Below are 24,157 nucleotides of genomic sequence, written 5' to 3'. Positions count from 1 at the left end.
AAAGGCTAGAGGGGAAGGTTGCAATGGCAACACGCGAAAGCCCGTACCTTGCGATAAAGAAACAGTGATCGACGGCAGACGTCATTGGGCTACCCGTCCTCCTGTGAGCGAAGCCAAAGCGTCAGAAGCCCGGGCAGAACGGCCACCAGCAACACCAAGCCGAAGGCAACGCTGGCGGCAAAGCCTTCGCTTGCCGTGGCGCCCGCCAGGGGAAAAAGCGCTGCTGCCGCGCCTTCGCGCACGCCCCAACCGCTGATCGTCAGCGGGATGAGCATGGTGAAAAGGATCAGCGGAACCAGCGCCAAGATGACCACAGGTGGCAGAACTACGCCGACCGCCCGCGCGCAGAACGCAAAGGCGGCCAGATTGCAGAGCGTGGTGCCGGCGCTCAGCACAATTTGCATCGGCAGAACATTTGGCGCGGCGAGCGCATGGCCCATGTCCTTCCATAGCCCCATCACTTTGGCGCCGATCCGCCCAGGCAAGTTCGCACCGGCGAAAAGTGCGGCGGGCAGAGCGAATCCAACCGCGATCATCAGGAGCACGGGTGGCACCAGCCAAGCCGGCCAGTCAAACCCGCCGGGTATAAGCAACGTTGCCAAAAAGGCTGAAGCCATCGCCAGGAACATCGCGATCTGACCGGCGAGACGTTCAAAAATGACGGCCTGACCGGCGGCGAGCAGTCCGGCTTGGCCGCGCGAGCGCACCGCGCGTCCGGCATCGCCAACTACCCCGCCCGGCACGGCCTGGTTCACCATTTGCGCAAGGTAGTATTCGTGCAGTGCATGCATGGCCGGCAGCTTGATGCCCAACTGGCCCGCCGTCAGCCGCCATCGCGCCGCCGACAGCACTGTTTGCACGGTCAGCGCACCGATAGCCGCCACCAGCCAGATCGGCTCCGCGGTGGAAAGAATGCGTGCTGTTTCCGGTCCATCGGCAATCCGCCAAAGCAGCGCGAGCAGCCCGATGGTTGCCGCCAATTGGCCAAAGCGCATCAGACCTGGCGAGAGGGAGAGCACACCCGTGGTCATCGCGCCGCCGCCTCGATCGGATTGGAGGAGAACGCGTCCAAGATCAGGCCACGCATGCCTGCCATCGAACGCACTGGCGTATCATCGGGTGGAATAAGGCCCTGGACAAAGCCGTGATCGGCCAAACGATCAACCAGCGCGGGAACGCCGATAACGTGAATGGGCACATCGGGGCGCTCGTCCAGCGCAACGAAACTTGCTGCCTGATGATCGCCAATCACGACCAGAAGGGGTGGTTCATCGCCCTGGCGGGCAGCATAGGCGAAGACGGTCTGCAAGGCGTAATCAACGGCCAGCCGGTATTGCGCACGAACGCGATCGCGATCACGCCAGACAATATCGGGCGCATCGCCAGAAGCAGCCATCGCGTTGAAAATCTGACCGTCGCCAATGGTCTCCCAATCGACAAGGGTCGGCACAGGCACCCAAGGCGCGTGCGAGGATCCCAGCGCGACCTGAACGAACAGGTTTTGATCGTCCGCGCGTTCCTCGCGCAGGTGCCGGTTGAGAGCGGCCAAGGTGAACTGATCCGGCATCGTGACCCAATTGAACGGCTCGCCCTGGTAACCAAGATCGGCTGCAGCAAGCACAGTGTCGAAGCCCATAAATTGGGATTCAGGCCATTCAAGGGTGATCTGCGGCATCACCGCAGCAGTGCGAAACCCCGAGCGCGCGGCAATGTGAAAAAGCGTTTGCCGGCCGCTCGCGAGCGCCGCGCCATAGCTTGCCTGGTCGTCAATCCAAAGCCCGTTGGCAAAGGTGGCGTGGGCAAGCCAGCTCTGACCGCCACGTGTTGGCGAGGACAGAAAGCTTGAGGCCATGGCAAACCCCAAATCACCTAGCTCGGCCTCTGCAGCTTCCAGCGTCTGGCGATGCAGATCGGCGTATAACGGCGTGTCGAAACTCGTCCGCCCATAGCTTTCCACGAACAGAACCACGACGTCGCGGTCGATGAGATCAAGCAGGCCATCCTCGTCCCGGTAAGGATCGGCAAGGGCTGCCGAACGAAAGGCCCGCAGATCAGCGAGCGTCTCGCGCGTCATGCCGATGCGTTCCACGCCGACACGAGCGGTGAACGCGGCACCCGGCGGCTCGGCGGGCAAGTTCCACCGGCCCATGGCGTGGCCGATTTCCGCTGCGGCAACACCGGCGAACAGAACCGCCCCAACAGACGCCAGCCGCACAGCCGCGGGTTTAATGGTCACACTTGCCCAAACGCCCGACGCCCACCACAAAAACGCCGCCACCAGCGCAGTCAAAAGCACAGCACCAACCACCGCGAGCACGGCCGCCAACATGCCGAAGGTTCCGGCGATCAACTGTGCAAACGAGACGACCAAGGGCAAATCAGCGACCGGGTTGAACCCTCGGTTGAGCGCGGTGAACATAATGTAGTCTGCGGTTTTCAGCACCATCAGCAGCGTCAAAACCGCCACCAGCAAGCCTCGCACCCAGGCGCCCGCACGACCATCGCCAAGCGCCAGCAGGGCCAACAAGACAACAGGAAGCTCCAGCGGCAGGACCAACAAGGCGCCCCAGCTCATGGCCGCCGGATGATTGGGTTGGATCAGCACGAGATGAAAAACTAGGGCCGCGAGGACGAGGCGCAGCGCGGGTGTCAAGGCAGAAGGGTTCAAGGGCGCGACCGCCAAAGCCAGAGGATATCAAGAGCAAACGACCAGACCAGCGCCAAACTGGCAATAACGATCAGTGGAGCGGCAATGCTCGCATCGAGCACGGGGGCCTGAAGCGCGACCAACGTGCCGATCTGCAAGACGCAGACGGTTTTGCGGCTGAAGCGCTCCGGCAGCGCCCCTCCAAGCCAGGGAAACACTCTGTTGGCGGCCACGAACAGATAGTGCGGCAATCCAAGAAGCACGACCCAGAAACCAGCGATCTCGCCAAACGCAGCGTGCAGCGCCAACACCAAGGCGAATGCGGCATCCACCTCCATGTCGAACCGCGCACCGAAGCTCGAGGCCAAGTCTTGTCGGCGAGCAAGCCAGCCGTCCACGCCGTCCAGCGTTAGGGCAAACGTGGCGATGACAAAGATTGCCCAGGCGGGACTGGTTGTTGAGATCAAAGCGCCGGCGAGCGTGGCGACGATCACCAGCCGCACAAGCGTAACGACATTGCAGAGACCGAGAACCGCATGCGGGTAGGTGCGCATCAAGGCAATGCCGAACGTGATGGACGCAACCAGGAAAAGGCCGAGGCCGACCGCCAGGCCAAGGATGCCCTCGCGCTCTAAGCCGAACAGGCCGACGCTCAACACCGCAACGCAGACCGCCCCGGCAATCGCCGTCAGTACGAACCCGGAAAGCGGGGGGCGCAAGCGAGGGTTGGGCAACGCCTGCTGCAAATGCGGACTTTGACTTGGTTCCACGAAACGCATGTCCTAGAGATTAATAGCGCTTGCGCGAAGTCAAGCCCGCTCGTTGGGGTTGAATCAGCGCCATTTTGTCCTCCAGCAGACGACAGGAGACTTGGAGCATGACCACGCCGTCCTTTGGATACCGAACGCCAGCGCGCCTGTTGCATTGGGTGATGGCCATTCTCATTCTCCTGATGATCGCTGCCGGATTCCTGATGATTCAGGAGGGTTTGGCTCGCTCGACGCAGAACACGCTTTTCATCTTTCACAAGAATATCGGCGTTTTGGTGATGCTTCTGGTAATTGCTCGGCTTTTCTATCGCTGGCGCAATCCACCGGTTCTAGAGCCTGCGCCAATGCCGGCCTGGCAGGAGTCCATCGCCAAACTCACCCATGTCGCGCTCTACGCGCTTTTGATCATTATGCCCATCGCCGGTTACGTGCGGGTCCGCGCCGGGGGATTTCCGATCGAGGCGCTCGACGCTGCCGGTGTCCCAGCTTTTGTGCCGCGTTCGGACGAATTGGCCGCATTCGCCAAAAGCGTCCATTATTTTGGCGCTTTTGCCATTGCAGGTCTGGTAGCGATGCATATCGGAGCAGCGGCCTTTCACGGGCTGGTGCGCCGAGACGGCATCTTCTCGCGCATGTGGCCGCCCGTCGCCGGACGCGCCGACCAAACCTAACCTTGCCGATTGCCCGATCGGCGATACTTGCCCAAGTAGTCAATTCAACCGCTGCATCTTGGAGTCCCCCCGTCCTTGTCCGTTGTTGAAAGCGCCCGTCCTTTAGCCGACGCCGCCTCGGGCGATAGGCTCGCCCATCTGGGCCCGCGCTCGGCTTTTTTTGGGGTGACCACGCTGCTCTCGCTGGCGATTGTGGTCGCGTTTGCCCATGCGGTTGAAAGCTGGACGCCGTTTGCGTGGGCGGCCTTGCCCCTGGTGTTCATCAACGCGTTGTGGATCGCAGGCGGCGCAGCAACGGCCCTGGTCGGCCTGGCGCAGCCGGATAGAAAACCTCAAGTCCCGCCAACGACCTGGCTGCCCAGCGGCCGGACCGCGATTTTGGTCACGCTTTGCGGTGAAGATCCCCGCCCCTTGGCCGAATACCTGACGCAGCTCGCCTCCGATCTGGAAAGACGCGGCCCTAAAGCCTCAACGCGCATCACCGTGCTGTCCGACACATCGGGCACCGCCAAGATCAGTGCCGAAGAAGGAGCGCTACGCCCGCTCATCGACAGCGGGCGCATCACCTACCGTCGACGGGCCGAAAACACAGGCCGCAAGCCTGGGAACATCGCCGATTGGCTTGCCGGGCACGGCAATGCCTTTGACGCCATGATGGTGCTTGATGCTGACAGCCGCATGACCGCAGCACGCATGCGCCACATGATCTGGCAGCTGGAAAGCCGGCCGAAAATTGGCCTCCTTCAAGCAGGCATCGCGCTGGTACCTGGGCGCAGCCTCTTTGGCCGCCATCAACGCAACACCTCGCGCCTCTTGTCGCGCAATTTCGGCAAAGGGCTGGCCGCCTGGTCTGGCACCACGGGCAATTATTGGGGTCACAACGCAATCATGCGGATCGCCGCATTCCGAGCCGCAGCCAAGCTTCCCGAGCTGTCCGGATCAGCGCCCTTGGGTGGTGCCCTGCTCAGCCATGATTTCGTTGAAGCGGCCTGGATACGGCGCGCCGGTTGGGACGTGGTGCTCGACCCTGATCTTGCCGGCAGCGCGGAAGATGCGCCGCAGACATTGGAGGCGTTTCACCGCCGCGACCGGCGTTGGTGCCAGGGCAATCTGCAGCATTTGCGCCTGCTGGCCGAACCTGGCCTGCACCCCGTGAGCCGCTTCAACCTGCTCTCAGGCATCTTCAGCTACATCGCTGCGCCCATTTGGCTGATCCTGGTCGTTCTGATTGGCCTCGGTGCCGTCTCCGTCACCCATGCGATTCCGCTGGGATTGGTGGCCGCGACGCTCCTGCTACCCAAATTCTGTGCCATGGCCGAAGCGCTGTCGCGGGCGCAAACCCGCTGGCGCAAGCGCATCATTTTGCGAGCATCGGCGGCCGAATTGGGGCTCTCCACGATCCTGGCGCCGCTGGTCATGGTGCGTCAATCAGCTTCGGTTGCCTCGGTTCTCATCGGCATTGATTGCGGCTGGAAGTCTGGTCGCAACCACCGCTTATCCTTGCCGACAGGAGCAGGCGAGATGGCCGTTGGCGTCGCTCTGCTCGCCCTGGCGGCGACATCAGGCCTCGGCGCAACCTTGTGGCTCGCGCCCATGATCCTGCCGCTCATTGGAGCGCCGCTCATCGTGCGCGCCATCGACGCCGGAGCGTGAGGAGACCGCTTCCATGATGCGACGGCGCGATGTCTTGGCGGCCGGTGCGGCCCTGTTGGCAAGTCCCGCCGTGCGCGTCTCGGCCAATCCGCTGGCATCCACCTCGCTTTTGGATGACGCCAGGGCGATGAGCCGGCGACCTTACGCGCCGAGCACATTGCAACTCTCGCCACCCTTTGCTGATCTTGATTACAACGCCTATCGCGGCATCCGGCCGCTTCCCGGTCTTGCCGGCATGCTGCCACACGGGTCCGATTTTGCTGTCGATCTGCTGCCTCCGGGGCTCTACTTTCCCGATCCGGTCAAGATCGATCGCGTGACGGCCGATGGTCTCAGCGAGATCGATTTTCGCCCCAGCCTGTTCAGCTTCGAGCCGCGCTACTTCGATTCTATTCCTGAAAACAGCCCCGGCGCCGGGTTCTCCGGCATGCGCCTGCGCTACCCGCTGAACGATTCTGAGCGGATGGACGAGGTCCTGGTAATCCAAGGCGCGAGCTATTTTCGCGCCATCGGCCAAGCGATGGTCTATGGGCTGTCCGCCCGCGCCGTTGCCATCGGCACAGGCGGTGCAGGTCCGGAAGAGTTTCCACGCTTCACCCATTTGCGCCTACACCCAGCCGACGATGGATCGGTGCGGATCGAGGGTCTCATCGACAGCCCCTCGCTGGCCGCTCATATCGACATGACCGTACGGCCCGGCGACGACACGCAGATGGACGTCATCACGACACTGCTGCCGCGCGTGCCGATCCCCGACATTGGCGTGGCACCGCTGACCTCGATGTATCTGAAAGGTCCGATGCGCGCGTCGGTGTCCGATGATTTCCGCCCGCGCGTCCATGACAGCGATGTTCTGTTCATCGAGAATGGCGCTGGCGAAAAGCTCTGGCGGCCCATCGCCAACCCCACGCGCCTGGAAACCTCGGCCTTCGTCGATGAAGCGCCTGCGAGCTTCGGCCTGTTCCAGACCAGGCGCGAGTTTGAAGATTTTGAAGACACCGAAGCGCGATACCACGACCGGCCCTCGGCCATCGTGCGACCCACCGGTCATTGGGGACGCGGCGCGGTTATGCTGGTGGAGATTCCAACCGGCGATGAGTTTATGGACAACATCGTCGCCTTTTGGCGTCCGGAAGAAACGCTGTCTCCGGGCGAGGAACACCGCTTCGCCTACAGCCTGACCTGGACACGCACACCGCCTGTGACCGGGAACCTCGCGCCGATCCTGCAAAGCCGCAGCGGCCGCGAGCACGACCAGCCGGGCGTTCGGCGCTTTGTCGTTGATGTTGGCACCCATGTTCCAGGCGCCGCGCCGGTCTTGTCGGCAAGCGCTGGCGCGACACTGTCGGGCGCGAGTGCGTTCCCCCTATCCGACGATCTGGGAACACGCGTGACCTTTTTGCTGGATCCCGGCGCGTTGGACGCCACAGAGGTCCGCCTCAGCCTGCGCGCGCCGGACGGCACACCCCTCAGTCCGACCTGGCTCCATCGGTGGACCCGCGCGCGCGACGGCGGCGTCTAACCACCCCATGTGATCCGCGCGGCCAGAGGCCGATGGTCGGAGGCCATGCGGATGCCCGGCCCGTCCAACACCTCAGTCGACACCACCTTTCCAGGCTCACTCACAAGTACCCTGTCCAGCGGCAACAGGGGTCGGCGGATGGGAAACGTCGCAGGCACCGGCCCACCGAAATTGGCGCCAAGCACCTTTGGCGACAGAGCGAGCCCGCCCCAGGGCCGCCACTCATTGAGGTCGCCGATCAGCGCCGTCGGACGCTGTTGTCGCCGGAAGAGATGCTGCCCGATGGTGCGCATCTGCGCGATCCGCAGACCTTGCCAGAGCGAGAGATGCGTCCCGATGAGCCGGAAAGCCTGCCCATCGCGCTGCGCATCAACGATTACCGCGCCGCGATGACAATGCCCCGGCAGATCAAGTAGCGCGATATCGTCAACTTGAAAGGACGGGTGGAGAAACACGATGACGCCAAGAAACCCATGGCTGCCCTCGCCCCATCGGTAATCGGGTGCACCATGGACGTGGCGAAGTCCCGTCACGTGTTCGATCTGCTGCAGGTCGAGAAGCCCATGATGGGGCGGCACTTCTTCGTCCGCTTCCTGGAAGATCAAAGTGTCGCAATCGGGACGCCAGACCTCGTCACGCAAGACTGACACCGTCCGCGCCGGGTCAACGACGCCGTCATTGCCGCGGCAACGGTGAATGTTCCAACTGATGCACTGCAACAAAGGCTCAACTCGGTGGGTGAGGGGCACGATTCGGTAAGCAGCCTAACATCCAGGGCGGCCGACGCCGACTGCTGGGGTGGATCAAACGCTTAACCAACCGCCTTGATTTGTCTCGAAAATCGCCCGGATTCCTGTATGCTTTAAGAATGGAAAACTTGAAGCGGTTCATCCTCCTTGGGTCGATAACTGTCGTTGCGCTGGGCATCTTTCGCGAGGTGTTCGTGCTGTCCAATGGGCTGGAAACCCCGCTCCAAGAACTGCGCCAGTTCGATCTCGACGCCGAAAACAATGTGCCAAGCTGGTGGTCATCCTCGCTGATGCTGGCCTCGGCAATGGTCATGTTTCTGTTTGCCAAGGCCGATGACAATCGCGGGTTGTTCCATTCCAAGGTCTGGCTGCCTTTGGCCACGGTTTTTCTGCTGCTCTCGATCGATGAGTCAGCAAGCTTCCACGAGGCCCTGATGAACCCGCTGCGCACGGTGCTCGACGCCGGCGGCATCTTTTATTATGCTTGGGTCGTTCCCGCGTTTCTGTGCCTTGCGGTCTTTGGCTTGTTGATCCTGCGCTCCTTCTTGCGCTTGCCAGGCAACATTCAGTTCGCCTTCGCCCTGGCTGGTTTGATCTATGTGTCGGGCGCTCTGGGCATGGAACTTTTCGGCGGGTGGCTCGACTATTCCGGCCTTCGCATGGAGACGATCTACAGCCTTTCGATCATCGTGGAAGAAACGCTTGAGATTACCGGTTTGACGCTCTTTTTGCTGGCGCTTATCCGGCTTGCTGAGCAACACGTCACCTTGCGCATCAACGGCCAAGTACCTCACTCGGCATCACGACGTGAGAAAGTGACAGCGGACGCCAAACCCGTCGCCAGCTAAAGCTCAAGTGCGTTAAACCGGGTGGTCCTTACCGACCGGCGTCACACCATAGCGCGCATAGATCGGCGCCATTCGTTCCTGGTCGGTGCGCTCTGGAAAAACCGCATAGCTGGGCGCCCAGATGCGCTCAATACGCTCTACCGCGACCGAGATGATGTTCCGGATAGGAAAGGCCTCTCCGGCTATTGGGCGCAAGGGCGCACTCTCACCAGCAAACCGCGCATCATCCGGCGACACGATGTCGGCGCGCCCGCGCAGTTTGAAGCCTTTCTGCCGAAAAATATCGATGAAGCTCACGCAGACGGATGGGTGCGCACGAACATTGGCAACGCTGCCCGTGGAGGCGACGTCGGCGATCACCAGGCGGCTGTTGCCAAGCGGCGCAAAAATCTCCTTGGGGCTCACCGACGGGGCGCCATCTGGACCGACTGTTGCTAGCCAGCAGAGCACCGCCGCCTCGGCTTCGGCGATCACGGTGGAGCTTAAAGTCATTGCGCTGCGGCGCTTAGGATCAGTCATAGCGCGTGCCGTCCTTGCGGGTGAACACCCAAGCGCCATCGATCATTACCGCTTTCAGATCGTCCTCCGGATAGGAGCCTTCATCGCCCGGTGTGCGATCGCCAATCTCCAGATAGATCACCGGCGCACCGGTGCGATTGATCAACTGGTGCGCCGCGCCGCCTGCGCGAAACCCGGCGCACATCCCCGGTGTCAGAACCTGTTCGCCCGTCTCTGTGCGCAGTGTTGGATAGCCTTGCAGAATGTAGATCATCTCATCCTGCTTACTGTGCCGGTGCAACAACGCGGACTCGGCCCCAGGCGCAAGTTCGGTCAAGTTCACACCAAAGTTCGACAGCCCGAACACGTCACCCAGCTGCCGTTTGACGCGCCCAGCAACGCGCGCCGCAAAGGGCTCTGGATAGTTGGACGGCTTGCTGCGTGGCGCGACCTCGTTGGCCATCACCGCAAAGGCAGATGGTGAGCGTGTCATGGGCTTCCTCCGGCTTCCTTAAATAGGTCAGTATTACTGACATAATAGAAGAACTGAGCGGAAAAGACCCTTACCCATAGGTCTGAGAGGTCAACACAGCGGCTGCCGACGGCTCAGCAATAGGCCAGGCGGAGGTCTGACCGGAGCATGTCGAGCGGTCGATTCAGCGCTTGGGATTCCATGCGCCCAACGATCTTCGGCACGTCTCGGTCCAAGATCACCGCCATCAACGCCAGCATCAACCACCCGAACAGGCGCGACCGCGGCTTGACTGACCAGCACCCACCAGCCACCAGCCTCCGGGGCGGCCTAGGGTCAGATACTGGAGCAACAAAACGGAACTATTGGGAAACCAATGTGCGCTTTGCGAAACTAGGGTTCGAATCCGCGTTTCTCCGAATTGGAGCCACGGTCGATGAAAAACTGATCAAGGCCGCGCCGACCAGTTTGGTCGACGCCGCGGAATTGCTGATCCCTAGAACGTCCGTCGAATGCGGAGACCGCCATACGCGGTAACTCCTGTTTCAACATCAATCCTGTGATCAACAATGGTGTTGTAGGTGTTGTTGATGTCATACCCACCCTGCACTTGCAGGCCGGCATAGGCGCCAACAGTGAATCCATACAAAGGACTGTCGTGGGGCTTGTCATACTCGATGCTGAGATCAAAACCACCGGCGGGGACGACGGCCGTTCCCGAGTCGGAGAAATTGATAGCGCCGGCGCCGGCGCCAGTCGCAGTAAAGTCCCAGGTCGACAAACGACCACCAGCGTAGGCGCGTCCAGCTACACGGGTTGAGTCCAGCGCCCACAGCACCTGTTCAAGTCCAAGAAAGCCCGACACAATGTTGGGATTGAACTGAAACTGCGTCCGAATGAAATCAGCAGCGCTTCGAAAATTCTGCGTATCAACGTCAATAGACGCTGTAGGCGCTGCCCAAGCGCCGGCAAAGACAGAGGTTCCAGTTTCCGGTGAAGCGAGGATAGTGATGTAGGCGTCGACGCCTGGATCAATGCTGTCAACGTCAACCTGCGAACTGTAAACGTTGCCGTTGAAGTCAGACGTCACGTTTACTTGAGAGCTGAAGAAGCGGATCTCGGCACCGATCGCCGCGCTACCATAATTGTAACCGGACGGAATGGTTGGATCATTGGCCGACATTTGCGCATTGGCCGGCCCGGCAGCATAAAAGGCGATTCCTACAGCTAGACCGAGCCCAGCGACCAATCTAAGAGTTGCTATCCTATCCATGAAGCTTTCCCCCAAACAGCAATTGGCAATTTCGATGGAAAGGAAGCGTTTCTCCAATTACCGAGTCAACATAGTGCTTCATTCCAGACGGGAAAAAAGCGAACTTCCTTTACGGTTTGTTTACGAATTTTGAGATTGTGCGACCGAATCGCCACACCTGACAGCACAGTTGGGAACGATCAAAACGCTCAGTCCTGGCCAGTGAACGCCCAAGCCACATCCTGCAGTTCTTCATCCGGATACGACCCCAGATCGCCGGGTATGCGATCGCCGCTTTCCAAGTAAGCTGCCGATGAATCCCAGCGGATTGCCAGCTAATGTGCACCGGTCTCTGGCTTCGTATCCAACGCAAAAGCCCCGGTTTCAGCAATTGCACGCCATTATTCCATGCGCCGTGGCACCACCTCTGAGACAACTGCAAGTGAAATTGTACGGTTGATAGCGATGCCGGAATTTCGTCGGCATCCCGACGTGATGATCGAAGTCGACCATCAAGATTTTTGGTCAACGGGCGGATCATTCTCCTTGGTCGTCAACAGCTCGCGCACCAGCGGATTGGGGAAAGTGCGCTCCATGGTGACGGCGTAGAAGGTTTCGGCCAAATCCGGCAAAGGCGCGGCTTCGACGAGCAGGCCTGAAGCCAGCTCATCCTGCACCACGATGGGCGGCAGCACGGCCAGTCCGACGCCCTCGCGGGCGAGCAGACGCATCATCGCCATATCATCGACCTCGGCCGCGATTTGCGGGCGCAGATCAAGCCGCTCCATCCAAGCGTCAAATCCCAGGCGCACGCTGCTTTCCGGCGTTGGCAGAACAACCGGATGGGCCGCAAGCAGCGCTTCGATCGTCTCACCTGAAATCCGCTCACGAGTGCCGACCAGACTGACAATCTGTTCGTCCAGCCGGTGCGCCACGAAACTGGAGAGCGCATCGCGTGGCGGTGGTTGATTCATCAACACCACGTCAAGGTTCAACGTCTCAAGACCCCGTAAAAGGTCTTCCGCCCCACCGGAGCGCAGAATGAGATCGACGTCAGCGCGTCCAAGCAACGGTTTCAAAAAACTAAGCTGAAAGTTGCGCGACAGCGTCGCCAGCGATCCAACGCGCACCGCACGCCGGGTCTGGCCCTCCTGACGCAAGGTCGAAAGCAGCTCATCGCCAGTCGCAAAAATCGTATCGGCATGGTCCAGCGTGAGGCGCCCAGCCTCAGTCAGATGCAACGCACGACCCCTCCGCTCGAACAGCTGATGCCCGAGCTGTTCTTCCAGCCGTTTGATCTGAACCGACAGCGCCGACTGCGAGATATTCAGCTGTTCGGCGGTGCGTGTGAGGTTACCGGTGTGGGCAACGGCACGAAAATAGCGCAGATGATTGTAATTGAGTGGAGCCATTCGTTCGTTTTAAGTGAACGTTTTTCGCTAAACAATGTATTTTTATTGGAGAATCCTACGCGTTAATCCCCACCGACTACGCATCGAACACCGGCTGGAGACTCTCCGTGTACGCACTTCTTGCCTTCCTCGCGCCTTTGGCGCTGATCGCCGCTGCCATCTTTGCTTTTCGCGGGCCGTCGTTTCGCCCCACCGCAACGGTGAAACTGGCTGAGATTGCAGCGCTTGCCGCCTTTGCCGTCTCTGCTTTGGTGGGCGCGCTGTTGCTGGTGAATGGCGCGGCGACGTCGCCAACGCTGGGCATTTCCAGCTTTGGTTTGAGCACGCGCGTCGATGCGCTGTCGGTCATCATGATGATGCTCGTGTCATTCGTCGGCTGGGTGGTGCTGCGGTTCTCCGGCACCTATCTCGACGGTGAAGCCAAGCAAGGCCCGTTCACCGGCTGGATGCTGCTCACCCTCGCCTCGGTGCTGCTGCTCGTCCAATCCGGCACGCTGGTGCAGCTTGTGCTCGCCTGGATCGGCACCAGCCTCTTCCTGCATCAGCTTCTTCTCTTCTATCCAGAGCGTGTGGAAGCCCAGCGCGCCGCCAAGAAAAAATGGATCGTCTCGCGCGCCGGTGATGTCGCACTGCTCGCCGCCGCGCTCATCCTCATGGTGAACTACGGCACGGGCGACATCGCCGCCATTCTCGCGCAAGCATCCGATGGCCAAGCGACGGCCAGCACCCTCTGGGTTGCAGGCCTTCTCGCGCTCGCCGCGCTCTTGAAATCAGCCCAGTTCCCCACCCATGGCTGGCTGACCGAGGTGATGGAAACCCCAACGCCGGTCTCCGCCCTGCTGCATGCTGGTGTCATCAATGCCGGCGGTTTCCTCCTTATCCGCTTTGCAGACGTTATGCTGCTTGCCCCTGGCGTTCTCGCCGTGCTGGTGATGATCGGCGGCTTCACAGCCCTGTTCGGCGGCCTGGTCATGCTCACCCAATCCGCAGTGAAAACCTCGCTCGCCTGGTCCACCGTGGCGCAGATGGGCTTCATGATCCTGCAATGCGGCCTTGCGCTCTTCCCGCTGGCCCTGCTCCACATCGTCGCCCACTCGCTTTACAAGGCACACGCGTTTCTCGCCTCCGGCGGCACTGTTGATCTGGTGGCGTCCATCCGCCGCCCTGGCCCTGTTGCCGTGCCAAGCCCCGGCGCCGTCGGCAAAGCGTTTTTGATCGCCATCGCTATCTACGCCGTGGTCGCAACGCTCTTTGCGTTCTCCTTCGGCTTCGACAGCAAGTCGCCGCAGGCCCTCGCGCTTGGCGCGATCCTGATCTTCGGTGTGGCGTATTTGCTGGCTCAAGGTCTTGCCGATAAAGCGCCTTGGGTGCTCACCTTGCGCACCTCACAATATGCGCTTGCCACCGCGCTTGCCTATTTCGCCCTGCAGACCGGCGCGGACTGGATCATGGTTGGCACTCTACCCGCCACCCTGGCGCCTGGACCGCTGGAATGGGCGCTCATCGTGCTCTCCATCGTCAGCTTCGGCCTAGTCGCGGTCGCGCAGGCACTCTTCCCGCTCTGGGCCTACCACCCGGCCGCGGCGGGCCTGCGGGTTCACCTCGCCAACGGGCTTTACGCCAACGCCGTCTTTGATCGTCTGATCAAAGGCCATTCGATCAAAAACACTGCCATCAAATCTTCATCCTAAGGTTCGGGAGCGCATCCAATGACCCAGTCTCACCTCCAAGCTGCCGACCAAGCCGTTCGGGCCGTTCCGCCGGTCTGGCCGCTGGCCTCTTCGGTTGCCGTCAACCCCTATCTCGGCCAGTCTCACATGTCGCTCGCTGAAACCGGCGCGTTGCTGGCCCGCGTGTCCGGGGTCGTCATGACCATGCCGCGCGAATGGTACGGCGAGAAAATCGCCAAGGGCGAAATCACCGACGCCGACATCACCGCCGCCATCGCCAGCGCGCCGCAAGCGCTGCGGCCTGCCAATGCAGAAGCAGTGCGCGCCGCTGTCGCCAAGCCGCAAACGATCACCGAAGCCGAGGCCCAGCGCCTGCCGACCGTGGCAAGCCTTGCCGCCAACGTCACCGGCATCGACTGGCCAAGCATTATTTCCTATCGGATTGGGGTCTGGGCTGCTGGCTATTTCGACCAAGGTCAAGCGCTTTGGGCCGCACCAAAGGGCCGCAACGCCTATGCCGCTTGGCGCGAAACCGCCACCCACGATTTGACGCCTGAGATTGCGGGGCTGAAAGGCTTTGCGCAGCATGTCGTGGACGCACCTGACAACGCGCCGGACGCCATTCTGCGGGCCGTCAAAACCCTTGATCTGCCAGAGGCGGCCTGGCCGACCTTCTTCCATGGCCAGCTGACCTCCTTGGGCGGGTGGAGCCAGGTCGCCCGCTACAAGCTGTGGCAGGCCGAACTTGCCGGCGAAACCGATACAACCGGCATCGAGTTCCTTGCCATCCGCCTGGTATGGGCCGAAGCCCTTTATCTGCACGCCAAGGGCACGATTGAAAAAAGCTGGCGCGAAGCGGCCGCCAAGTATGCCGAACCCGTCGAGCCGACCGCCGATTTGGTCCTAGATCAGGTGTTGCAGGAAGCCGCCGAACGGGCCGCCCAGCGTGGTTTGGCCGACATGTTCGCCGCACCTGCCCCGCAGGCATCCGACAAGCGCAAAACGCTACAAGCCGCCTTCTGCATTGATGTGCGCTCAGAAGTTTTCCGGCGGGCGCTGGAAGCAGTTGACCCGGCCATCGAGACGCTTGGTTTTGCCGGATTCTTCGGCATTATCACCTCGCATAAGGGCTTTGCCTCCGATGTTCCCGAGCATCGGCTGCCGGTGCTTCTGAACGCCGGCCTCCACTCGGTGTCGGGTGATGCGGACGATGAGAAAAAGGATCAGGCAACACGCTTTTCCAAGCGGGCAAGCCGCGCCTGGGGCCGGTTCAAACTGGCCGCTGTGTCGTCCTTCGCGTTCGTGGAAGCCACCGGGCCGGTCTATGTCGGCAAGCTTGTCCGCGATGCGCTGGGCATGACCAAGAACGATGCACCAAATGAACCAGCACCAAGGCTCGACCCATCACTGTCGCTAGAAGATCAGATCGAGGCAGCCAACACGGTGCTGCGCGCCATGTCGCTGACAGGCGACTTCGCCAAGATCGTGGTCCTCGCCGGTCATGGCGCGAACGTCACCAACAACCCGCACAAAAGCGCGCTGCATTGCGGTGCCTGCGGCGGGTACTCCGGTGAAGTGAATGCACGGCTGCTGGCAGCTGTGCTCAACAACGCAGACGTTCGCAACGGCTTGGTGGAAAAAGGTATCACGATCCCAGAGGACACACTGTTCCTTGCGGGCCTGCACGACACCACCACCGATGCGATCACGCTCTATGAAGACGATCAGTCGGTGACAGGCCACACGGCCGAGCTGAAAACCATCAAGAGCTGGTTCGAGGCGGCTGGCAAAGTGACCCGCGCCGAGCGGGCGCTACGCCTGCCACGGGCGGACGGCGAGAACCAGATCGCGCCAAGAAGCCAGGACTGGGCAGAAACCCGGCCCGAATGGGCGCTGGCAGGTTGTAAGGCCTTCATTGCCGCACCACGCTCACGCACCGCCGGCAAATCGCTGGAAGGTCGGGCGTTCCTGCATACCTACGACTGGAAGAAAGACGAGCCGAACGGCTTTGGCGTCCTGGAGCTCATCATGACCGCGCCAGTGGTCGTCGCCAGCTGGATCTCGCTGCAATATTACGGCTCATCCGTGGCACCAGAAGCTTTTGGCGGCGGCAACAAGCTCATCCACAATGTGGTCGGCGGTATCGGCGTGGTCGAAGGCAATGGCGGCAGCCTTTGCCCCGGCCTGCCTTGGCAGTCAGTGCATGATGGCGAGAAATTCGCCCATGATCCGCTACGGCTGTCGGTCTGCATCGAAGCGCCGACCGAGGCGATGAGCGACATTCTCTCACGGCATGAAGGCGTGCGCGATCTGTTCGACAACAAATGGTTGCACCTCTTTGCCCTCGACGCGGAAGGCAAGATGGCCATGCGCTATGTCGGCGATCTGAAATGGGAGGCCGCGTCCGCCCCAGCAGACGTGGAACAGGCCGCCTAGCTCGACAAAAGAACGGCCTGGCCGGTATGGGCGGACTCCTGCGCGGCCATGCCCATCTGCACCGCCATGGCGCCATCGGCCAGCGATACCGCTGGCTGACGGCCCTGGCGGATCGCCTCCAGGAATAGCTGATGCTGATAGAAGGTCGCGCCATTGTGGTCGCCGGCTTCCAGCAGGTCTTCGTCCACCGGAATGTCCAGTTCCATCGGCCCTTTCGGGTCGCGCGGTGAGACGATCACTTTGGCCACCGGCGGCACGCCAAGCTGCGCCGGCCAAAACCGGGTCGGACCCGGCACAAAGGCCTCGATCTTGCCCTTGGACCCGACAGCGCAAATCTCTTCCTGATAGCGGCTGCCATCGGCGAACATGCAAAGCTCCAGCATGCCGCGCGCGCCGTTCTCAAAATCCACGATCACATAGCCATGGTCCCAAATGTCGGGTACCTGCCCATCATAGGTCTCGTCGAGATGGTTCACGGCCTGACCGGCAGTCGCCATCACGCGCACCGGCTCGCTCTGCACCGCAAGGCGCATCAGATCGAAGAAGTGGCAGCATTTTTCGACCATTGTCCCGCCGGTGTTGCACGAGAAACGGTTCCAATCGCCGACTTTTTCCAGAAACGGAAAGCGATGCTCTTTGATCGACAGCATCTTGATGCCGCCGGTCTCTTCATGCACCCGGCTTAAGAACGAGGCGATGGGCGGCATATAGCGATATTCCATCGCCACCCAGACCAGCGCCGGATAGCGCGCAGCGAACTCGGCCAATTGGGCCGTATGCGACGGATCGGTGTAAACCGGCTTTTCCACCAGCAAGGGAAGCGCACGGCGACCGGCAATCTCCTGCATCTGACCAACATGCAGATGGTTGGGCGAGGCGATCACGAGCGCGTCGATCCCATCCAGATGCAGAAGCGCATCCAGGCTATCGACGGCGGTGGCATCGGGCGCGAGAAAACTCGCCTCTTTGCGCATCCCCTCGTCCGGCTCGGCGATGGCAACCACCTCGGCGTTTTCCAAAAACGCAATGTTGCGGATATGCTCCTGCCCCATCATGCCCGTGCCGACGATGCCGTAGCGCGTCGGCGGCTCATCGCTGGGATTGGGATGAAACGGCTTGGTCTCGGTCAACGCTTCGGCCGCCGCCTCGCTGGTGGGATCGCTCATGTTGTCCATGTGTCTTGTTCTCATTTCATGCGGGTGACGTAGCGCGCCTTGTCGGGGTCGAACCAGTTGCGGGAGTATTCGGCGACCTTGCCGTCCTTGGCGAAGCTGAGGCGCTCCACCAATCCGGCGGGTGCGCCCACCGGCTGACCGAACGCCTCCGGTGCCCAGTCCGGCACGCGGCCAACGCCGACGCGATCTTCGACGCGGGTGATCCAAAGATTCAGCGCTTGGCGGTAATAGAGGTAGAGCGATTCAGAGATCGCATCGCGGTTGAGACGCTCCACGTAGCTGCCGTCCAGCCAGATTTCTTCCACCGCCGCCGGTTGTCCGCCCAAAGAGCGCAGGCGACGAATGCGGTGACCCTCCGGTGACACACCAAAGGCGGGCAGATCGTCGGGCTTGGGCAGCCGCTCAATATCGAGCACTTCGGCCGTCGGAAGGCCCCCACCTTCCATCAGCTCCAGGCGAAAGAAAGCGTAGACACCGCTCGGATTGCCGCTGGCGCGCACATAATTGCCCGAGCCGTGCACTCGCTCTAAAAGGCTCTGCTTTTCCAGCTCACCGAGGGATTTGCGTAGCGTGCCCACCGAAATCGACAGGGAGGCGGCCATCTCGCGCTCCGGCGGAAGACGCTCCCCGTCGCGCAGACGGCCCGAGCCGATATCGCGGATCAGCATTTCGCTGATCTGCAAATAGACGGGCAGAGATCCAGAGGAGTTGTTACGCGGCAAAAGGGAGTCCAAAACGGCGGTCAAAATCAAAATTGATACAGCATTGATCTACATCAACTGCAATGCTATGCAAGAGAAAAATGAGGTGCGCTCAATCCGCGCATCGCAAAGAATGGAAACGCCGCTTCAATGACGATTGTACCTGTAACCTCCGCTGATCTCGATGCCGCCGAAGTCTCGTGGTTCTCCGCTCTGTGCTCCGATGATTACGAGTTTCTCGGCGTGCCGGACGGCAAGCTGCGGTCCAGCTGGGAGCACTGCTCGGACATTTTGAAAGAGGCTGAAGCCCAGGGCTTTCGCAACATCCTCTGCCCCTCCTCCTATCAGGTCGGCCAAGACACGCTGAGCTTCGTGGCAGGCGGCGCGCCGATCACGAAAGACATCAACTTCCTGGCCGCCATCCGCTGCGGCGAGATGCAGCCGATCATGTTGGCGCGCACGGTCGCAACGCTCGACCATATGTTGCGCGGCCGCCTGACGCTGAACGTCATTTCCTCCGATTTCCCCGGCCAACGCGAGGATAGCGCTTATCGCTACCAGCGCAGCCATGAGGTGGTGGAAATCCTCAAACAAGCCTGGACGCAGGATGAGATCACCTATCACGGCGAAATCTACCAGTTCGACAAGGTGCCCACCGGCCCCGCCAAACCCTATCAGACCGGCGGACCGCTGCTCTATTTCGGCGGCTACTCCCCACCGGCGCTGGAACTCTGCGGCAAGCACTGCGACGTCTACCTCATGTGGCCGGAGCCCAAGGACCAACTGGCGGAGCGCATGAAGGCGGTGAACGCCGTGGCCGAGCAGCACAATCGTACGCTGGATTATGGCCTGCGCGTCCATGTGATTGTCCGTGACACGGAACAAGAAGCCCGCGAGTATGCCGACCACCTGGTCTCAAAGCTTGATGATGAGTACGGCAAGTTGATCCGCGATCGCGCCCACGACTCTATTTCACTGGGGGTTGCCCACCAGGCCAAAGCGCGGGAACTCGCCGACAAGTTCGGCTATGTTGAGCCGCATCTCTGGACCGGCGTGGGCCGCGCGCGTTCCGGCTGTGGCGCCGCGCTGGTCGGCTCCACCGATCAGGTGCTCTCCGAGCTTGAGAGCTACCAGAAGATGGGCATGCGCGCCTTCATCCTGTCCGGCTATCCGCACATTGATGAGTGCAAGAGCTTTGGTCAGCGCGTTCTGCCGCAGATGAAAACCGCATCCCTGCCCCACGCGTATGGCCGAGTCCCGGCTGAGCTTCCCGCAACGCCACTGGCCGCTGGAGTTCGCACCTAATGGGCATGGAACGCGTCAAACTGAATGACACGCTTGAACTCAGCCGCATCGTCTACGGTATGTGGCGGATCGGCGACGAAAGTGACACCTCGCCCGCTCACGTGCAGGCAAAGATCGACGCCTGCCTGGCGCAGGGCATCACGACCATGGATCAGGCCGACATCTATGGCGGTTACACAGCCGAAGCCATTCTTGGCGCGGCGTTCCAGGCTTCGCCGGGTCTACGCGACAAGGTTGAGCTGGTCACCAAATGCGACATCGTCGCCCCGATGGGCCGCTACCAATCGGCCCGTGTGAAGCACTACAACACCTCGCGCACGCACATTCTGGCATCGGTCGAGCACTCGCTTCTGGACATGAAGACCGACAGGATCGATCTTCTGCTCATCCACCGGCCCGACCCCTTCATGGACCATCATGAAACCGGCAAGGCGCTGGATGAACTGGTGACCTCTGGCAAAGTGCGCGCGGTTGGCGTCTCCAATTTCAAGCTGAACGACTGGACGCTGCTTCAGTCGGCCATGTCCACCAAGCTCTGCACCAATCAGGTGGAGCTGTCGGTGCTCAACCATGCCCCCTTTATCGAAGGCGAGGTGCAATGGATGCAGGAGTTCGGCATTAACCCGATGGCCTGGTCACCACTGGGTGGCGGCGGTCTGTTTGGCGCTGAAGGCGAAGCCGTACGGGCCGTTCTACAACGCATGGCGAGCGCACAAAACGTCGATGTGGCCGCTGTCGCCGTCGCTTGGCTTCTCGCGCACCCCGTTGGCATTTTGCCGGTGATGGGCACCAACACACTCGACCGCATACAATCATTTGACCAGGCAACCGGCGTGAAAATGGATCGCCAGGACTGGTTTGAAATTTTAACCGCTGCCCAAGGCCACGAAGTACCTTAAGTGGTACTAGGAGAGGTTCCATGAACATGCATGCCCCAATTTCCAGTTTTGTGCCGGCAGCGGACAACTCCAAAGAGTTGCGCAGCGCCTTTTCGCGCTTTGCCACGGGCGTCACTGTGGTGACGGCCATGACCGAAACCGGCCCTATCGGCATGACGGTTAACAGCTTTTCTTCGGTTTCGCTGGAGCCGCCGCTGACGCTTTGGTCCATCGACCGCAAGTCAAGCCGCTACGATGCGTTCGCGGGTGCCTGGGACACGGCGATCCACGTGCTCTCCCACGATCAAGAAGCGCTGTGTCTTGCCTTCGCCAAAAAACCCGACGCGTTCAATCAGACCGTCTGGCACCAAGGGCCAAACGGTGTGCCTTTGATAGATGGATGCCTGGCGCGCTTTGAGTGTCGCCGCTATGGCAAGCACGATGCGGGTGATCACACCATTTTGGTTGATCAGGTGATGCACGCCACCATGCAGACCGGCGAACAGGCCAGTGATCCGCTGGTTTTCTTTCAAGGTCAGTTTAGCGGTTTGGGTGACTGATACGCCATCATGATGCCTCCCAAGACCCGCCAAGAGGTCATTCAGGAACTTGATAATCTGCTCGGGAGCCGCCTCAGCGAGGCCGCGTTCGCATCCACACATCTGGTGGACCGGCAGAGCCATGAGGGCTGGCACCTTGATACGCTGCAGTTTGAAGGCGCTGAGGAGGAAACAATCCCAGCGCTTTTTCTGCATCCTGCCGATCCCGATATGCCGATACCGGCCGTGCTTTACTGCCACGCCCATGGCAATCGCTTCGATTTTGGCATGGCCGAGCTGATGGAGGGCCGCGGCAGCCTTCAAGGGGCTTACGGTCCAGCGCTACGAGCGCTTGGCATTGCAAGCCTTTGTCTAGAAATGCCTGCCTTTGGCGCACGGCAAGAGCGCACGGAAAGCGAGCGCGCCAAAAAGCATCTTTGGAACGGCACCACCCTGTTCGGCCAAATGCTCGAAGAACTGGCGGCCGGCATCAGTTTCTTAGCGGACCACGCCGACATCAATGAAACTTGCATCGGTGCGCTCGGCTTTTCCATGGGTTCGACCCATGCCTGGTGGATGGCGGCACTCAACGAACGGGTGAAAGCTACCGTCGCGCTTTGCTCCTTCGCTGATTTGGGTTGCCTGACCCAAACGCCTGATCATGATGGCCATGGCATCTACATGACCGTTCCCTGCCTCCTGAACCACTTCTCCACCGGGCAGATCGCAGGTCTCGCAGCCCCGCGTGCGCTGATGATAGGCGTTGGCCTGCAGGATTGGTCAACGCCAGAGCGTTGTTTTGAGAAAGCGCGCAAAGAACTTGACGCTGCGTATTCCGACACGCCGGAGGCCTTGCACTTTCACATTGAACCGGACATGGGCCATGTCGAAACGCCCGCCATGCGGCAGGCCTCGCTCGACTTTCTGGAGGCTCATCTGTGTCATTAAACTGCGCTCTCATCGGAACCGGCATGGTGGCAAGCACCCATGCGGCAGCCATCAAGGCGTCGGACAAGGTTACTTTGCAAGGGGTCACCGCCCGCACGCCTGAAAGCGCACAATCCTTTGCGTCTGAGCACGGTGTCGAGACCTATGCCGATGTCGCCGCAATAGCCGCTGACCCGGCCATCGACTTTGCCATCATCGTCACGCCACCGAACGCGCGAATCGAGCTGATTGAACCGCTCGCCAAAGCCGGCAAGCCGATCCTTTTGGAGAAGCCCGTCGCGCGCGATTACAAAGAAGCTGAGCAGGTGGTCACGCTTTGCGAGGATGCTGGCGTCAAACTTGGCATCGTGTTCCAGCACCGCATGCGCGAAGCCTCTAAGAAAGCCACCGAGCTGATTGCGTCCGGCGCGCTGGGGGTGCTGGGCGTGGTGGAAATCAACGTGCCCTGGTGGCGCGAGCAAGCCTATTATGATGAGCCAGGGCGCGGAACCTACGCCCGCGATGGCGGCGGTGTGCTGATAAGCCAAGCGATCCACACTCTGGATTTGGCGCTGTCCCTCACCGGCCCGGTGGCAAGCGTGCAAGCCATGACGGCAACGAGCCGCTTCCACACCATGGAAGCCGAAGACTTCGCGACGGCAGGTCTGCGCTTTACGAACGGCGCCATTGGATCGCTGGTGGCGTCCTCGGCAAGTTTCCCGGGCGATGCGGAGACCATCACGCTGCATTTCGACAAGGCCAGCCTGCACCTCGGCTCCGGCGTGCTCACCGTGTCATGGCGCAAGGGCGAAACAGAAACGTTTGGAGCCTCAGCCACCACCGGCGGCGGCGCAGACCCCATGGCCTTCACCCACGAATGGCACCAGGGCATCATCGAAGACTTCTGTGATGCCATCACCGATGGTCGCGATCCTGTTGTCACAGGTCGTTCAGCACTCGCCTCGCACGCGCTGATCGGCGCAATCACTCAAAGCTCCAACGACGCGCGTGCCGTCATGGTGACATCATGAGCCCGACCTTCGCCGCCCTCGGGATCGATCACCGCCACATTTTTGGCATGGCGGGCAACATGCAGGATGTCGGCGCTACCTTCAAAAACTGGTGGACGGAGGGTTCACCAAACACGCAGGAAGGCTTTGAAAAGCGCTTTCCCGATGTGCCCAAAACCAGCAAAGAAGCGATCCTGGCTGACCCTGAGATCGATCTCATCCTGATCTCCGCCATCCCGCGCGATAGGGCAGCGCTTGCCATCGCGGCCATGGAAGCCGGCAAAGACGTGATGGTCGACAAGCCCGGCTGCACAACGCTGGAACAACTGGACGCCATCAAGGACTGCCAGGCGCGCACCGGTCGCATCTGGTCGGTGGATTTCTCCGAGCGCTTCGAGGTTCCCTCTGTCACCAAGGCCACCGAACTTGTGCAGGCCGGTGCTATCGGCAAAGTGGTCCAGACGCTGGGTCAAGGCCCGCATCGCTTGAATCATGCCACCCGGCCTGACTGGTTTTTTGAGCGCGACGCCTATGGTGGCATTTTGGTGGATATTGCGAGCCACCAGATCGATCAGTTCTTGTTTTTCACCGGCTCGACCGACGCGGAGATAACGCTGGCAGAGGTCGGCAATTTCGCCAACCCGAACGATCCGGGCCTGCAGGACTTCGGTGAGATCGCGCTGAAAAGCGACCAGGGCCACGGCTACATTCGCGTTGATTGGTACACCCCCGACGCGTTGCCCAATTGGGGTGATGGACGCCTGACGATCCTCGGCACCGAGGGCTACATTGAGCTGCGCAAATATGTCGATGTCGGTGGGCCGGAGGGCACAGACTTCCTGGTGCTGGTCAATGGCGATAAGTGCCAGAAGATCCAGTGCGCCGATGCGGGCCTGCCGTACTTCCAGAATCTCGCCAACGACATTGCAAACCGGACTGAAACGGCAATGCCCCAGCCCCATGCGTTCAAGGTGATGGAGCTTGGGATCAAGGCCCAGATGATGGCGGAAGGGCAGTCGTAG

At 61.0% G+C, this 24,157-nt stretch carries 22 protein-coding genes; 12 read left to right on the top strand and 10 right to left on the bottom strand.

What is annotated here, in order from left to right; translation table 11 throughout:
* Window positions 1-89: 89 nt before the first annotated feature.
* Genes JJ917_12440 through JJ917_12430 form a run of 3 tightly spaced genes read right to left on the bottom strand, consistent with a single transcriptional unit; the run spans window position 90 to window position 3,417 of the window.
* Window positions 90-1,031: a flippase-like domain-containing protein gene (locus tag JJ917_12440; GenBank protein MBO6699633.1), complete on the bottom strand. Its 942-nt coding sequence runs from the start codon at window positions 1,029-1,031 to the stop codon at window positions 90-92.
* Window positions 1,028-2,668 carry a sulfatase-like hydrolase/transferase gene (locus JJ917_12435; GenBank protein MBO6699632.1) on the bottom strand — a complete coding sequence of 547 codons (1,641 nt, stop codon included), beginning with the start codon at window positions 2,666-2,668 and terminating at the stop codon, window positions 1,028-1,030. The genes JJ917_12440 and JJ917_12435 overlap by 4 nt, the downstream gene beginning before the upstream one ends.
* Window positions 2,665-3,417: a CDP-alcohol phosphatidyltransferase family protein gene (locus tag JJ917_12430; protein ID MBO6699631.1), complete on the bottom strand. Its 753-nt coding sequence runs from the start codon at window positions 3,415-3,417 to the stop codon at window positions 2,665-2,667. Before JJ917_12430 ends, JJ917_12435 begins: the two co-directional genes overlap by 4 nt.
* A 107-nt stretch (window positions 3,418-3,524) precedes the next feature.
* Here JJ917_12430 and JJ917_12425 point away from each other — a divergent pair, with 107 nt between their 5' ends.
* From JJ917_12425 to JJ917_12415, 3 genes are all read left to right on the top strand, one after another.
* Window positions 3,525-4,088 (top strand): cytochrome b, encoded by a 564-nt coding sequence (locus JJ917_12425; GenBank protein MBO6699630.1) that lies wholly within the window; start codon window positions 3,525-3,527, stop codon window positions 4,086-4,088.
* A 75-nt stretch (window positions 4,089-4,163) separates the two neighbouring features.
* Window positions 4,164-5,741, top strand: coding sequence for a glucans biosynthesis glucosyltransferase MdoH (gene mdoH, locus JJ917_12420; protein ID MBO6699629.1), 1,578 nt, complete (start codon window positions 4,164-4,166; stop codon window positions 5,739-5,741).
* A 13-nt stretch (window positions 5,742-5,754) separates the two neighbouring features.
* Window positions 5,755-7,263, top strand: a complete 1,509-nt coding sequence (locus JJ917_12415; protein MBO6699628.1) for a glucan biosynthesis protein — start codon at window positions 5,755-5,757, stop codon at window positions 7,261-7,263.
* Here JJ917_12415 and JJ917_12410 read toward each other — a convergent pair.
* Window positions 7,260-7,904: a hypothetical protein gene (locus JJ917_12410; GenBank protein ID MBO6699627.1), complete on the bottom strand. Its 645-nt coding sequence runs from the start codon at window positions 7,902-7,904 to the stop codon at window positions 7,260-7,262. The genes JJ917_12415 and JJ917_12410 overlap by 4 nt on opposite strands.
* Window positions 7,905-8,131: 227 nt before the next feature.
* On the opposite strand from JJ917_12410, the gene JJ917_12405 reads away from it, so the two are divergent.
* The gene (locus tag JJ917_12405; GenBank protein MBO6699626.1) at window positions 8,132-8,860 is read left to right on the top strand and encodes a hypothetical protein; all 729 of its coding nucleotides are present in this window, start codon (window positions 8,132-8,134) and stop codon (window positions 8,858-8,860) included.
* 12 nt (window positions 8,861-8,872) lie between these two features.
* On the opposite strand, the gene JJ917_12400 is transcribed toward JJ917_12405, so the two are convergent.
* From JJ917_12400 to JJ917_12385, 4 genes are all read right to left on the bottom strand, one after another.
* Window positions 8,873-9,379: a pyridoxamine 5'-phosphate oxidase family protein gene (locus JJ917_12400; GenBank protein MBO6699625.1), complete on the bottom strand. Its 507-nt coding sequence runs from the start codon at window positions 9,377-9,379 to the stop codon at window positions 8,873-8,875.
* Entirely contained in the window at window positions 9,372-9,851 is a 480-nt protein-coding gene (locus tag JJ917_12395; GenBank protein ID MBO6699624.1) for a cupin domain-containing protein, read from the bottom strand. The genes JJ917_12400 and JJ917_12395 overlap by 8 nt, the downstream gene beginning before the upstream one ends.
* 475 nt (window positions 9,852-10,326) lie before the next feature.
* Window positions 10,327-11,013 (bottom strand): hypothetical protein, encoded by a 687-nt coding sequence (locus tag JJ917_12390; GenBank protein MBO6699623.1) that lies wholly within the window; start codon window positions 11,011-11,013, stop codon window positions 10,327-10,329.
* 581 nt (window positions 11,014-11,594) lie between these two features.
* Entirely contained in the window at window positions 11,595-12,494 is a 900-nt protein-coding gene (locus JJ917_12385; GenBank protein ID MBO6699622.1) for a LysR family transcriptional regulator, read from the bottom strand.
* Between the two features lie 107 nt (window positions 12,495-12,601).
* Between JJ917_12385 and JJ917_12380 the strand changes: the two genes are divergently transcribed.
* Window positions 12,602-14,185: an oxidoreductase gene (locus JJ917_12380; GenBank protein ID MBO6699621.1), complete on the top strand. Its 1,584-nt coding sequence runs from the start codon at window positions 12,602-12,604 to the stop codon at window positions 14,183-14,185.
* An 18-nt stretch (window positions 14,186-14,203) separates the two neighbouring features.
* Complete coding sequence (locus JJ917_12375) at window positions 14,204-16,600, top strand: DUF2309 domain-containing protein (GenBank protein ID MBO6699620.1); 2,397 nt, start codon at window positions 14,204-14,206, stop codon at window positions 16,598-16,600.
* On the opposite strand, the gene JJ917_12370 is transcribed toward JJ917_12375, so the two are convergent.
* Together JJ917_12370 and JJ917_12365 are read right to left on the bottom strand one after the other, a co-directional pair.
* Window positions 16,597-17,766, bottom strand: a complete 1,170-nt coding sequence (locus tag JJ917_12370; GenBank protein MBO6699619.1) for a Gfo/Idh/MocA family oxidoreductase — start codon at window positions 17,764-17,766, stop codon at window positions 16,597-16,599. The two genes, JJ917_12375 and JJ917_12370, sit on opposite strands and share 4 nt — an antisense overlap.
* Before the next feature lie 20 nt (window positions 17,767-17,786).
* The gene (locus JJ917_12365) at window positions 17,787-18,443 is read right to left on the bottom strand and encodes a GntR family transcriptional regulator (protein MBO6699618.1); all 657 of its coding nucleotides are present in this window, start codon (window positions 18,441-18,443) and stop codon (window positions 17,787-17,789) included.
* 183 nt (window positions 18,444-18,626) lie between these two features.
* Between JJ917_12365 and JJ917_12360 the strand changes: the two genes are divergently transcribed.
* Genes JJ917_12360 through JJ917_12335 form a run of 6 tightly spaced genes read left to right on the top strand, consistent with a single transcriptional unit; the run spans window position 18,627 to window position 24,157 of the window.
* Window positions 18,627-19,781 (top strand): LLM class flavin-dependent oxidoreductase, encoded by a 1,155-nt coding sequence (locus JJ917_12360; GenBank protein ID MBO6699617.1) that lies wholly within the window; start codon window positions 18,627-18,629, stop codon window positions 19,779-19,781.
* 5 nt (window positions 19,782-19,786) lie between these two features.
* Complete coding sequence (locus JJ917_12355) at window positions 19,787-20,680, top strand: aldo/keto reductase (protein MBO6699616.1); 894 nt, start codon at window positions 19,787-19,789, stop codon at window positions 20,678-20,680.
* A gap of 20 nt (window positions 20,681-20,700) precedes the next feature.
* Entirely contained in the window at window positions 20,701-21,219 is a 519-nt protein-coding gene (locus tag JJ917_12350) for a flavin reductase family protein (GenBank protein ID MBO6699615.1), read from the top strand.
* Window positions 21,220-21,228: 9 nt separating this feature from the next.
* On the top strand, window positions 21,229-22,146 hold the full coding sequence (locus JJ917_12345; GenBank protein MBO6699614.1) for a dienelactone hydrolase family protein: 918 nt from the start codon (window positions 21,229-21,231) through the stop codon (window positions 22,144-22,146).
* Window positions 22,147-22,169: 23 nt separating this feature from the next.
* Window positions 22,170-23,156: a Gfo/Idh/MocA family oxidoreductase gene (locus JJ917_12340; protein ID MBO6699613.1), complete on the top strand. Its 987-nt coding sequence runs from the start codon at window positions 22,170-22,172 to the stop codon at window positions 23,154-23,156.
* Window positions 23,153-24,157: a Gfo/Idh/MocA family oxidoreductase gene (locus JJ917_12335; protein ID MBO6699612.1), complete on the top strand. Its 1,005-nt coding sequence runs from the start codon at window positions 23,153-23,155 to the stop codon at window positions 24,155-24,157. The genes JJ917_12340 and JJ917_12335 overlap by 4 nt, the downstream gene beginning before the upstream one ends.

The sequence above is a fragment of the Hyphomicrobiales bacterium genome (genome assembly GCA_017642935.1).
In the GTDB taxonomy this organism is placed as follows: domain Bacteria; phylum Pseudomonadota; class Alphaproteobacteria; order Rhizobiales; family MH13; genus MH13.
The sequence above is the reverse complement of the archived record's forward strand: the minus strand, read 5'-3'. Positions and strand labels throughout refer to the sequence as shown.

Bases quoted from the DNA above. Each gene is read 5' to 3' on its own strand.
- JJ917_12440 (MBO6699633.1), bottom strand. From the start codon at position 1,031: ATGACCACGGGTGTGCTCTCCCTCTCGCCAGGTCTGATGCGCTTTGGC.
- JJ917_12425 (MBO6699630.1), top strand. From the start codon at position 3,525: ATGACCACGCCGTCCTTTGGATACCGAACGCCAGCGCGCCTGTTGCAT.
- JJ917_12415 (MBO6699628.1), top strand. From the start codon at position 5,755: ATGATGCGACGGCGCGATGTCTTGGCGGCCGGTGCGGCCCTGTTGGCA.
- JJ917_12405 (MBO6699626.1), top strand. From the start codon at position 8,132: ATGGAAAACTTGAAGCGGTTCATCCTCCTTGGGTCGATAACTGTCGTT.
- JJ917_12400 (MBO6699625.1), bottom strand. From the start codon at position 9,379: ATGACTGATCCTAAGCGCCGCAGCGCAATGACTTTAAGCTCCACCGTG.
- JJ917_12395 (MBO6699624.1), bottom strand. From the start codon at position 9,851: ATGACACGCTCACCATCTGCCTTTGCGGTGATGGCCAACGAGGTCGCG.
- JJ917_12390 (MBO6699623.1), bottom strand. From the start codon at position 11,013: ATGTCGGCCAATGATCCAACCATTCCGTCCGGTTACAATTATGGTAGC.
- JJ917_12385 (MBO6699622.1), bottom strand. From the start codon at position 12,494: ATGGCTCCACTCAATTACAATCATCTGCGCTATTTTCGTGCCGTTGCC.
- JJ917_12375 (MBO6699620.1), top strand. From the start codon at position 14,204: ATGACCCAGTCTCACCTCCAAGCTGCCGACCAAGCCGTTCGGGCCGTT.
- JJ917_12370 (MBO6699619.1), bottom strand. From the start codon at position 17,766: ATGAGCGATCCCACCAGCGAGGCGGCGGCCGAAGCGTTGACCGAGACC.
- JJ917_12365 (MBO6699618.1), bottom strand. From the start codon at position 18,443: ATGCTGATCCGCGATATCGGCTCGGGCCGTCTGCGCGACGGGGAGCGT.
- JJ917_12360 (MBO6699617.1), top strand. From the start codon at position 18,627: ATGACGATTGTACCTGTAACCTCCGCTGATCTCGATGCCGCCGAAGTC.
- JJ917_12355 (MBO6699616.1), top strand. From the start codon at position 19,787: ATGGAACGCGTCAAACTGAATGACACGCTTGAACTCAGCCGCATCGTC.
- JJ917_12350 (MBO6699615.1), top strand. From the start codon at position 20,701: ATGAACATGCATGCCCCAATTTCCAGTTTTGTGCCGGCAGCGGACAAC.
- JJ917_12345 (MBO6699614.1), top strand. From the start codon at position 21,229: ATGATGCCTCCCAAGACCCGCCAAGAGGTCATTCAGGAACTTGATAAT.
- JJ917_12340 (MBO6699613.1), top strand. From the start codon at position 22,170: ATGGTGGCAAGCACCCATGCGGCAGCCATCAAGGCGTCGGACAAGGTT.
- JJ917_12335 (MBO6699612.1), top strand. From the start codon at position 23,153: ATGAGCCCGACCTTCGCCGCCCTCGGGATCGATCACCGCCACATTTTT.